General features: G+C 72.0%; 8 protein-coding genes. 5 read left to right on the top strand and 3 right to left on the bottom strand.

Translation table 11 applies throughout. The features are described from left to right. The first annotated feature begins 71 nt into the window (after nt 1-71). Nucleotides 72-1,208, top strand: a complete 1,137-nt coding sequence (locus tag ACVMLK_RS16935; protein ID WP_198368066.1) for a CaiB/BaiF CoA transferase family protein — start codon at nt 72-74, stop codon at nt 1,206-1,208. Between the two features lie 42 nt (nt 1,209-1,250). Beyond that, the gene (locus ACVMLK_RS16930; protein WP_457487062.1) at nt 1,251-2,417 is read left to right on the top strand and encodes an acyl-CoA dehydrogenase family protein; all 1,167 of its coding nucleotides are present in this window, start codon (nt 1,251-1,253) and stop codon (nt 2,415-2,417) included. Between the two features lie 37 nt (nt 2,418-2,454). On the opposite strand, the gene ACVMLK_RS16925 is transcribed toward ACVMLK_RS16930, so the two are convergent. Together ACVMLK_RS16925 and ACVMLK_RS16920 are read right to left on the bottom strand one after the other, a co-directional pair. Beyond that, nucleotides 2,455-3,456: a Bug family tripartite tricarboxylate transporter substrate binding protein gene (locus ACVMLK_RS16925; protein WP_457487061.1), complete on the bottom strand. Its 1,002-nt coding sequence runs from the start codon at nt 3,454-3,456 to the stop codon at nt 2,455-2,457. Between the two features lie 98 nt (nt 3,457-3,554). Beyond that, nucleotides 3,555-4,367 (bottom strand): IclR family transcriptional regulator, encoded by an 813-nt coding sequence (locus ACVMLK_RS16920; RefSeq protein WP_422921989.1) that lies wholly within the window; start codon nt 4,365-4,367, stop codon nt 3,555-3,557. A gap of 85 nt (nt 4,368-4,452) precedes the next feature. Here ACVMLK_RS16920 and ACVMLK_RS16915 point away from each other — a divergent pair, with 85 nt between their 5' ends. The 3 genes from ACVMLK_RS16915 (at nt 4,453) to ACVMLK_RS16905 (ending at nt 10,509) form a co-directional block, all read left to right on the top strand. Then, nucleotides 4,453-5,238, top strand: a complete 786-nt coding sequence (locus ACVMLK_RS16915; RefSeq protein ID WP_198368063.1) for an enoyl-CoA hydratase/isomerase family protein — start codon at nt 4,453-4,455, stop codon at nt 5,236-5,238. 132 nt (nt 5,239-5,370) lie between these two features. Beyond that, entirely contained in the window at nt 5,371-9,477 is a 4,107-nt protein-coding gene (locus ACVMLK_RS16910) for a M10 family metallopeptidase C-terminal domain-containing protein (protein ID WP_457487060.1), read from the top strand. 63 nt (nt 9,478-9,540) lie between these two features. After that, nucleotides 9,541-10,509 (top strand): pirin family protein, encoded by a 969-nt coding sequence (locus ACVMLK_RS16905; RefSeq protein WP_422921986.1) that lies wholly within the window; start codon nt 9,541-9,543, stop codon nt 10,507-10,509. A 9-nt stretch (nt 10,510-10,518) separates the two neighbouring features. On the opposite strand, the gene ACVMLK_RS16900 is transcribed toward ACVMLK_RS16905, so the two are convergent. Continuing rightward, nucleotides 10,519-11,370, bottom strand: an 852-nt coding sequence (locus ACVMLK_RS16900; protein ID WP_457487059.1) for a DUF6065 family protein, incomplete at its 5' end; no start/stop codon positions are given.

The raw sequence follows: 11,370 nt of genomic DNA, 5'->3' as shown, positions 1-11,370 counted from the left end.
CGATCAGCACCAACCTCATCCTCTCCTATCTCGGCGAGCATGTCCTCGGCATGCCCAGGAGCTACTGAACCATGGGAAGACCGGGCCGGCCGCTGGAGGGGCTTCTCGTCGTCTCCATGGAGCAGGCTGTCGCGGCGCCGACCTGTTCGGTCAAGCTGGCCGATGCCGGCGCGCGCGTCATCAAGATCGAGCGCGCCGAGGGTGATTTCGCGCGCGGCTATGACCGCGCGGCGGCCGGGCAATCGACCTACTTCGTCTGGTTGAACCGGGGCAAGGAAAGCGTCTGCCTCGACATCAAGGAGGCGGGGGACAAGGCACTGCTGCAGCGCCTGGTGGGCAAGGCGGATGTCTTCATCCAGAACCTCGCCCCCGGCGCCATGGGCCGCGCCGGCTTCGGCAGCGCCGAGCTGCGCCGGCGCCACCCCCGGCTGATCACCGTCGATATCTCCGGCTATGGCGAGAGCGGCGACTACGCCACGATGAAGGCCTATGACCTGCTGGTCCAGGCCGAGAGCGGGCTGGCCTCGATCACCGGTCATCCGGCGGGGCCCGGGCGCGTCGGCGTCTCGGTCTGCGACATCGCCTGCGGCACCATGGCGCATGCGGCGGTGCTGGAGGCGCTGATCGAGCGCGGCATCACCGGCGAGGGCAAGTCGATCGGCGTCTCGCTGTTCGATGCCATGGCGGACTGGATGAACGTGCCGCTGCTGTATTTCGAGGGCACCGGCCATGCGCCGCAGCGCATCGGCCTCGCGCATCCCTCGATCTGCCCCTACGGCGCCTTCGCCACCTCGGATGGCGCGCTGGTGCTGATCTCGATCCAGAACGAGCGGGAATGGGCGCAGTTCTGCGCCGGCTTCCTGCAGGAGCCCGAGCTGCCGCAGCGCGAGGGCTTCCGCAGCAATGTCGAGCGTGTGGCGAACCGGCCGGTGGTGGACGCGCATGTCGCCGCCGCCTTCGCGAAGCTGAGCCGGGAGGCCTGCGCCGCCCGCCTGCGCGAGGCCAACACCGCCTATGGCTTCGTCAACGACATGCCGGCGCTGGTGGCGCATCCGGCGCTGCGGCGCCTGCCGGTGCGGACGCCGAATGGCGATGTCGCCGTGGCGGCGCCGGCGGCGCGCTTCAACGACGGTGCTCCGCGGCAGTATGGGGCGGTGCCGGCGCTGGGCGAGCACACGGAGGCGGTGCGGCGGGAGTTCTCCGCCTGACCGGGAAGCGGCGCGGCCGGCCTTTTGCACGGGAGAGCATCGATGGATTTCTCGCTGAGCCCTGAACAGGAGGAGCTGCGCGGCGCCATCGGCCGCATCTGCGCCGGCTTCGGCGACGATTACTGGCTGGCACGCGACAGGGACGGGCGCTTCCCGGCGGAACTGCACCAGGCCATGGCGGAGGGAGGGTGGCTCGGCATCTGCATGCCCGAGGCGCTGGGCGGTGCCGGGCTGGGCATCCTCGAGGCGGCTATCATGATGCGGGAGATCTCGGAATCCGGCGGCGGCATGACCGGCGCCTCGGCCGTGCACATGAACATCTTCGGTCTCAATCCCGTCGTCGTCTTCGGCACGGAGGAGCAGAAGCGGCGCATGCTGCCGCCGCTGATCGCGGGTCGGGAGCGGGCCTGCTTCGCGGTGACGGAGCCGAACACCGGGCTGGACACGACGCAGCTCCGCACCCGCGCGGTGCGGCAGGGCGAGCGCTACGTGGTGCACGGGCAGAAGGTCTGGATCTCCACCGCGCAGGTCGCCGAGAAGGTGCTGCTGCTCGCCCGGACCACGCCGCTGGAGGAGGTCAGGCGCAAGACCGAGGGGCTGAGCCTCTTCTACACCACGCTCGACCGCAGCAAGGTCGCGGTACGCGAGATCGAGAAGATGGGCCGCAAGGCCGTCGATTCCAACGAGCTGTTCTTCGATGGCCTGGAGATCCCGCTGGAGGACCGCATCGGCGAGGAGGGGCGCGGCTTCGAGTACATCCTGCACGGGATGAATCCGGAGCGCATCCTGATCGCGGCGGAAGCCATCGGGCTGGGTCATGCGGCGCTGAAGCGGGCGACGCATTATGCGAAGGAGCGGCACGTCTTCGGCCGGCCCATTGGACAGAACCAGGCGATCCAGCATCCCCTGGCGGAAAACTGGATGGAGCTAGAGGCGGCCTGGATGATGGTGATGAAGGCCGCCTCGCGTTACGACGCCGGCCTGTCCTGCGGCGCCGAGGCCAATGCCGCCAAGTACCTCTCGGCCGAGGCCGGGTTCAAGGCCTGCCAGCAGGCGGTGATGACGCATGGCGGCTTCGGCTATGCGCGCGAATATCATGTGGAGCGCTATCTGCGCGAGGTGATGATTCCGCGCATCGCCCCGGTCAGCCCGCAGCTCGTGCTCTGCTTCATCGCCGAGAAGGTGCTGGGACTGCCCAAATCCTATTGAAGCCGGGAGGGCGTTCCGCCGCCCTCCCGCCGGTCGCTCAGCCCAGGTCCATCTTCAGGCCTTCCTTGCGCACCACGGCGCCCCACTTCTCCGTCTCGGCCTTGACGAAGGCGGCGTATTCGGCGGGCGTGCCATAGGCCGGGACGCCACCCATCTCGGCGAAGCGCTGCTTCGTCGACGGCATCTCCAGCAGCACCTTGATCTCGGCATTCAGCGCGTCCACCGCGGCGCGCGGCGTTCCCGCCGGATAGAAGGCGCCGAACCAGGTGTTGACGTCGTACTCGGCGAGTTCCGGCAGCGTCTCGCGCAGCGCCGGCAGCTCCGGCATCTGCGGGCTGCGGTCGGAGCTGGTCACGCCCAGCGCCCGGACCCGGCCATCCTTGATCTGCCCGACGGAGCTGGTGAGATTGTCGAAGCCGAAGTCGACATCGCCCGCCATCATCGCGGTCATGGCCGGGCCGGCGCCTCGGTAGTGGATGGCGGTCGCCTGGGTTCCCGTGAGCTGATGGAACCAGACGCCGGCGAGGTGCGGGGACTGGCCGGGACCGGAGGTGCTGTAGTTCAGCTTGCCGGGCCGTTCCTTCAGGTAGCGGATGAACTCCGGCACGGTCTTCACCGGCAGGGACGGGTGCACCATCAGCACATTCGGCCCACGGATCATGTTGGAGACCGGGATGAAGTCCTCCGGCTTGTAGGGCAGGTTGTTGAACAGCGAATAGGCGATGGCCTGTGGCCCGATATTGCTGATCAGCACCGTGTGGCCGTCCGGCTTGGCGCGCATCACCTCGGCGGCGCCGAGAGTGCCGCCGGCGCCGGACTTGTTCTCGACCACCGCCGCCTGGCCCCAGCGTTCGTGCAGGTGCGGCGCCAGGATGCGGCCCATGATGTCGGTGGTGCCGCCCGCGGCGGCGGGAATGACGAGGCGGACCGTCTGGGTCGGGCGCCAGCCCGACTGCGCCCGCGGGCGGCGCCCCGCCATCAGGCTGCCTGCCGCCAGGGTTCCGGCGCCCAGCAGGACGCGGCGATTGACATGAGTCACGGCTCGAGACTTCCTCCTTGCTGCATGCCTTTTGCTGGCACGGCATCGGCGGCGATTTGGCCTGATCCGGCCGGGGCTGTCATCCCAAATCTGGAATGCTATTCAATATTCTGGATCGATGCGTCCCTCGGAAAGAGCGCGCGTGTGGCGAAGCCCGCGACCTCGCGCAGCTCCCGGCCAAGCTGCTCGAAGATCTGCGGCGGGTGCTGGCCGGCGATGGTGATGCCGGAGAGGCCGAAGCGCGGCTGCCCGTGCTGGTCGGTGATCAGCGCGGCGATGGTGATCAGGCCGCGGTAGAGCTGGCTGTTGTCCAGGCTCCAGCCGCTGCCGCGCGCCGCCTCGACATCGGCGAGGTAGCTCTCGAAGCTCGGCGGCGACTGCCAGCGCAACGCCGCGAAGCGCCGCCGCAGCTCGGCCTGCGGCAGATCAAGCGCGGCGGCGACGCAGCGGCCGACGGCGCCCACCAGCATCGGCAGGCGCAGGCCGAGGCGCATCTCCACCCGCACCGCCGTATGGCTGTGGGCGCGGTCGATCAGCACGATGTGACCGTCCTCGGTGACGCGCCAGAGCACGATCAGCATGTCGTAGTTCAGCGCCAGGCGCTCCAGCTCCGGCCGGATCAGCTCGGCATGGCTGATGCCGAGGAAGCCCGCCGCCAGCTCGGCGACACCGAGGCCGAGGGAATAGGTCTTGTCCTGCTCGCGGAAGGCGACGAAGCGCGTGCGGGTCAGCGTGCGCAGGATGTTGAAGCAGGTGCTGGGGCTGATGCCCGTGCCGCGCGCCACGGCCGCGACGCCGAGCGGCGCCGTGGCGGCGGAGAGGTGCTGCAGGATGCGGATGGCGTGGATCACCGCGCCGACATCGCGCTGGCCGGTCAGGTCCCGCTCGGGCGAGGGTTGATGGGTGTCCATTCAATATCCCGATTGATTTCCCGTATACGGAATGTAGCCTGCCGCCGTGACCGGCGCCAAGGCCGGCTTGGGAAGGAGACCGGAGATGTCCGAGGCCGCTGCCGAGACCGAGATGCGGGTGCGGGAAGAGCGGGACGGCGCCGTGCTGGTGCTGACGCTCGACTATCCGCGGCGGCGCAACGCCCTGGCGCCGCGCCTGCGCGCCGATCTGCTGCGCATCCTGGACCGGGTCGAGGGCGACCCGGAGATCCGCGCCCTGGTCATCACCGGGGCCGGCGAGCATTTCTGCTCCGGCGGCGACCTGTCCGGCATGGATGTCCGCAGCCCGCTGCAGGGGCGGGAGCGCCTGCGCGCCGCGCACCAGCTGATCCGGCTCATGGTCGGCGGCAGCACGCCCGTCGTCGCCGCGGTCGAGGGCTGGTGCGCCGGCGCCGGCCTGTCGCTGGCCTGCGCCTGCGACACCATCGTCGCTTCCGAGGCGGCGCATTTCATGGCCGCCTTCGGCAAGGCGGGGCTGATGGCCGATCTCGGCCTGCCGCACACCCTGCCGCAGCGCGTGGGGCCGGCGCGGGCACGGCAGATCCTGCTCTATGGCGAGCCGCTGGACGCCGCCGAGGCGCAGCGCATCGGGCTGGTGGACCAGGTGGCGCCCAAGGGCGGCGCGCTCGAGGCGGCGAAGGCTCGGGCGCGGCTCCTGGCCGACCAGGCGCCGACGGCGATCGCCCTGACCAAGCAGATCCTCGCCACCGGGCTGGACCGCGCGCTGGACGAGGAGCGGCACTACCAGAGCCTGCTGTTCCTGACCGACGACCATGAGGAGGGCAAGGCCGCCTTCTTCGGCAAGCGCGCCCCGGTCTTCAAGGGCAGCTGAGCCACGCCGGATCGCTGACGGTTCGATTGAGGCACCGGGCGCGACCCGGTGCCGGCCCCGCCGTGCTAGCAGATCTCCCGCGGATCGGGAGAAGCCCGTCGCGCTCTGAAAAAACCTTCAGGCGGACAGGACATGGCCAATCTCATCGGCAGCGGCGGCAGCGACCGCCTGGCGGGCGGCGGCGGCGACGACACCCTCTACGGCCTGGACGGCGACGACATCCTGGACGGCGGCGCCGGCGCCGATATCCTCGTCGGCGGCGAGGGGGACGACCTGCTGACCGGCGGGCGCGGCGCCGACCGGCTCTCGGGCGGCGGTGGCAGCGACACCTTCCGCTATGCCGGCCTCGAGGAGATCAGCCTCGACCGCATCATCGACTTCGGCCGGGGCGACCGCCTCGACCTCTCGGCCCTCGCCGGCTTCAGCTTCATCGGCGAGCGCGCCTTCTCCGGCCTCGGGCGGGAGATCCGCTTCAGCCACGCCGATGGCGTCACCCTCCTGAGCATCGACGTCAACGGCCATGGCCTGGCCGAGATCGGCATGAGCCTCGACGGCAGGCTGCGGCTGGTGGAGACGGCGCCGGGCTCGGGCATCCTGATGCTGGCCGCGGCGCTGGAGCTGACGGGCGGCGCCGGGGCCGATCTCCTGCAGGGCGGTCCGGGCGACGATCGCCTCTTCGGCGGCGCCGGAGGCGACCGGCTGCTCGGCGGGGCGGGCGAGGACACGCTCTCCGGCGAGGCGGGCGAGGACACGCTGATCGGCGGCTCCGGCGCCGACCGGCTGGCGGGCGGCGAGGGGGCGGACAGCTTCCGCTACGAGGCGATGGAGGACTTCGCCGGCGATGTCATCCTGGACTTCGCCGAGGACGACCGCCTCGACGCTTCCGCCATCACCACCCTCCGCTTCATCGGGCAGGCGCGCTTCAGCGGCGCGGCGGGCGAGATGCGCCAGGAGGGCGAGACGCTGGCCATCGACACGGATGGCGACGGCCGGTCCGATCTCGTGCTGCGCCTTGCCGGCGGCGCCCCGCTGCAGGAGACGGCCGCGGGCTCGCGCATCCTCGTCGTCGCCACGCCCCGGACAATCGTGGGCGGCGAGGCGGGCGAGATCCTGGAAGGGGGCGAGGCGGCGGACCGCATCGATGCCGGCGGCGGCAACGACACGCTGATCGGCGCGGGGGGGCGCGACCTGCTGCGCGGCCAGTCCGGCGACGACGTGCTGGATGGCGGCGCCGGCGACGACACCCTGGACGGCGGCGCCGGCAACGACACGCTGATCGGCGGCGAGGGCAACGACTCGATCATGGGCTTCAGCGGGGACGACATCCTGATCGGCGGCCTGGGGCGCGACATCCTGCGCGGCGGCGCCGGCAACGACACCTTCCGCTACCATTCCGTCGCCGAGGTCGATGGCGACATCATTCGCGACATGGAGGCGGGGGACCGGATCCAGCTCACCGGCCTGGCGGGACTGACCTATATCGGCGTCGCCGCCTTTTCGGGCCTGCGCGGCGAGATCCGCTTCGACGGGCAGCAGCTCTGGATCGATGCCGATGGCGACGGCCGCGCCGAGGCCAGCGCCACCATCGGGACCGGCGGCCACATGCTGGACGAGACCGCGCCGGGCTCGCGCATCCTGGTGCTGTCGGAGAATCGCGGGCTGACCGGCGGCGCCGGGGCGGACCGGTTGCAGGGCGGCGGCGGCGACGACATCCTGCGGGGCGAGGGCGGCGACGACGTGCTGATCGGCGGCGCCGGCAACGACCGCCTGCTGGGCGGCGCCGGGGCGGACCGGCTGGAGGGCGGCCCCGGCAACGACAGTCTCGAAGGCGGTGCCGGCAACGACACCTTCGTCATCGGCGTCGATCCGGGCGCCTCCGACACCATCCTCGATCTCGCCACCGGCGACCGGCTCCTGCTCGACATCCCGTTCCTCGTCTGGATCGGTGACGAGACGTTCAGCGGGGTGCGTCCCGAGGCCCGGCAGAGTCGCGCCGCCAATGGCACGCTGATCGAGATCGATGCCGATGGCGACGGCCTCGCCGACCAGAGCGTGCTGCTCGCCACCGGCGGCTCCCTGGCCGAGGTGACGCCGGGCGCTCGCCTGCTCGGTCTCGCCGCCGCCCGGAACCTCTCGGGTGGCGCCGGCAACGACACGCTGGCGGGCGGCGGCGGGGATGATCTGCTGCAGGGCGGCAGCGGGGACGATGTCCTGGCCGGGCGCGGCGGCGCCGACCGCCTCGAGGGCGGCGACGGCAACGATTTCCTGAAGGGGGAGGGCGGCGACGACATCCTGCTCGGCGGCCAGGGCGACGATACCCTGATCGGCGGCGCGGGCCGGGATGTCCTGACCGGTGGCGCCGGCGCCGACGTCTTCAAGTTCCTGAGCCTGGACGAGATCGCGGCGGGCGAGCGCATCACCGATCTCGACGAATCCGACCTGGTGCATCTGGCCTACCTCACCGAGTTCCGCTTCAGCGCCGAGGGCCTCACCGGGCAGGCCGGGCAGATGGCGGTGCTCGATGGCTGGAACGGCGTGTCGGTGGGCAGGACCTTCCTGGGCTTCGACATCGATGGCGACGGCCTCCCTGAGGCCGTGCTGGCGTTCGACGGCGACGTCCTGCTGGAGGAACGGCGCGCCGGCTCCGGCGTCCTGCAGCGCGTCCAGAATCTCCTCATCTCCGGCGGTGACGGGGATGAGGTGCTGGTTGGCCGCGCCGGCCAGGACGTCATCTATGGCGGCGGCGGCGCCGACCGCATCGGCGGCCGCGCCGGCGACGACCGGCTCCATGGCGGTGCCGGCGACGACACGCTGCTGGGCGAGGCGGGGAATGACAGGCTCTGGGGCGATGACGGCCGGGATGTGCTGGACGGGGGCGCGGGCGCCGACATCCTCCATGGCGGCGCCGGCGACGACCTGCTGCTGGGCGGCGAGGGCGCGGACACCCTGACCGGCGGCACCGGGGCCGACGTCTTCCGCTACCTCGCGGCCGCCGATCTGGCCGGCGACCTCATCACCGACTTCGCCGCCGAGGACAGGCTGGACCTCGCCGCGCTGGGCGCGCGCTTCGTCGGCGCGGCCGCCTTCCAGGCGGATGGCACCGCGCAGCTGCGGGCCTTCCATCTCGGCCAGACCGTGCTCGCCCTCGACAGCAATGGCGACGGTCTCGCCGATGCCAGCCTGACGCTCACCGGCACGCTCTGGCTGGAGGAGGTGGTGGCGGGCTCGGGCCTCCTGCGCATCGTGCCCGACCTCTGGCTCACCGGCACGCCGGGCGCCGATACCCTGACCGGGCGCGAGGGCGACGACCGGCTGGAGGGCGGCGGCGGCGCCGATCTCCTCTCGGGCGGGGCGGGGAAGGACATCCTCCTCGGCGGGGAGGGCGACGACATGCTGCTCGGCGGTGCCGGCGACGACCAGCTCTCCGGCGATGCGGGCGACGACCTTCTGCGCGGCGGCCCCGGCAACGACACCCTGAGCGGCGGCTCGGGCCATGACGTCTTCCTCTGGGATGCCGAGGAGCGCGGCCTGGTCTTCCATGACATCGTCGCCGACTTCGCCGTGGGCGACAGGCTCGACCTCACCGGCCTGCAGGCGGGGTTCATCGGCACGGCGGGCTTCGCCGGCCAGGGCGAGGCGGAGATCCGCCAGTCCGGCGCGGCGCTCTATATCGACCGGAACGGCGACGGCGTGGCCGAGAGCAGCATCCAGATCACCGGCCTCGCGGGAACGCTCGAAGCCGTCTCGCCCGGTGTGGCGGTGCTGGAGCTGGCGCCCTCCCTGGTGCTGTCCGGCACGGATGGCAACGACGTGCTGACCGGGCGCGGCAATGCCGACCAGCTCTCCGGCGGCGCCGGCGACGACATCCTCTCGGGTGGTGGCGGCGCGGACATCCTGCGCGGCGGGCCGGGGGCGGATCTGCTCCTGGGCGGCGCCGGGAACGACCGCTTCGTCTTCGCCCAGGGCGATGTGGGGCTGGGCGCGGCGCGCGACGTCATCGGCGATTTCAGCGTGGCGCTCTACACCGACCTGCTCGACCTCTCCGGCATCGATGCCAATCTGGGACTCGCCGGGGATCAGGCCTTCGCCCTCGTCAGCGGGCCCGCCACGGCGGCGGCGCAGCTCTGGTTCTCCGGCGGCGTGCTCCATGGCAATGTCGATAGCGATCCGGCGGCGGATTTCGAGATCGCGCTGACCGGCGTGACCAGCCTCGCCAGCTGGCACTTCGCGGCCTTCTGATCCCCCGCGCCGCCGCTCCGGGATAGAGAGGAGAGGAAGCAGACACGGGCAGGGAGGTCGGGCATGGGCTGGATGCCGCTGGAGGACGGACCGGACGCCCCGGTGGCGCCGGGCGCGGTGCGGGCGGTGATCCTGCCGCGCGTGCATGATGTCGGCGGCTTCGAGGTCCGGCGGGCCCTCCCGGCGCGCGGGCACCAGATGGTCGGGCCCTTCATCTTCTTCGACCAGATGGGACCGGGCGAGTTCCTGTCCGGCCAGGGGCTGGACGTCCGGCCGCATCCGCATATCGGCCTCTCCACCCTCACCTATCTCTTCGACGGCGCCATCCTGCATCGCGACAGCCTCGGATCGCGGCAGCCGATCCTGCCGGGCGATGTCAACTGGATGACGGCGGGCCGTGGCATCGCGCATTCCGAGCGCACCGATCCGGCGCTGCGCGTGGCAGGCGGGCGGCTCCATGGCATCCAGTCCTGGGTGGCGCTGCCGAAGGCGGCGGAGGAGACGGCACCCGCCTTCGCGCACCACGCCGCGCGCAGCCTGCCGTTCGAGACGGCGGAGGGCGTGTCGCTGCGGCTGGTCGCCGGCGCCGCCTGGGGGCTGGCGGCGCCCGTCGCGGTCTCCTCGCCGCTGTTCTACGCCGATGTGCAGCTGCAGCCGGGCGCCGCGGTGCCGCTGCCGGAGGAGCATGAGGAGCGGGCGGCCTATGTGCTGCGGGGCGAGGTGACGGTGGGGCCGGACCGCTTCGCGGCGGAGCGGATGCTGGTCTTCCGCGCCCGCGACCGGCTGGCGCTGCGCGCGGGGCCACAGGGCGCGCGGCTGCTGCTGCTCGGCGGCGCGGCGATGGACGGGCCGCGCTACCTGTTCTGGAACTTCGTCTCCTCCTCGCGCGAGCGCATCGACCAAGCCAAGGCGGACTGGAAGGCCGGCCGCTTCGCCGCCGTGCCGGGCGACGAGAAGGAGTTCATCCCGCTGCCCGAGGAGCGTGTCCGCATGCGCGCCGCCACCCGGGCGGAGCCGCCGCCGGCAAGCTGAGCCGCCGTGTCAGTCCGCCGTCCCGGCCATGGCGCGGTGCGGGCAGGCGCCGCGGCGGCGGCGGCGGGCCTCGGCCGCGTAGCCGCCCGGCCGATGGTCGGGCGCCTGGTTCGGCACCACGATAGAGCGGTGGTAATCGGCCCAGTCCGCCGGCCCCATCGCCTCCAGCGCCGGGCTCATGGCGGCGCCGCCGAGCACCGGTTCGGAATAGGCCATCTGCGGCACCGGCTGCGCCTGCAACAGCGGCTCGGCGCGGCGGAACTCGATCGGCGTTCCGGTGCGGGTCAGGCGCAGATTGGTGAAGAGCGGGCCGAACCAGTGATCGGCCTCCACCAGCCCCTCATAGGGTTCATAGGCCGGGTGGCGCGGCACATTGGCCAGCGGCCGCAGCAGCAGGCTCCAGCCCGGCGCGGTGCGGGCGGCCAGGCCGGTCCACATCTGCACCACGCCCGGCTCCTGCAGGGCGGTCAGGAAGGGCGGCGCGTAGCCGCGCGACGCCTCGGGCGCCACGGCGTCGAAGCGCTCGGCAAAGTGCGGAAATTGCGCGGCGCCGAGCGGCAGCCAGTCCTCCAGCCCGTCGCAATGCCACCAGATCTGCGCGCCATCCCAGAGCAGGCGGAAATCCATCGGCGCATGGAGATGCCAGCCGAAGCCGGAGGCGCTGGCCACCGCGTCGCAATGGCGCATGGCGCGGATCGGCAGGCTGCCGAGGCCGGAGCGGTCGGCCCGCGCCGGCAGGGGCGCCGTGTCGATCATCCGGTGGAAGGTGACGCAGGGCGTGGCGAGGGTCATGGCGGAGGCCCGGAATGGGGTGGCGGGAGAGGGGCCGGCGGGCGGCGAGCCGCCGGCCCCGGGGAGGAT

Source organism: Teichococcus aerofrigidensis, from assembly GCF_054073225.1.
The sequence above is the reverse complement of the archived record's forward strand: the minus strand, read 5'-3'. Positions and strand labels throughout refer to the sequence as shown.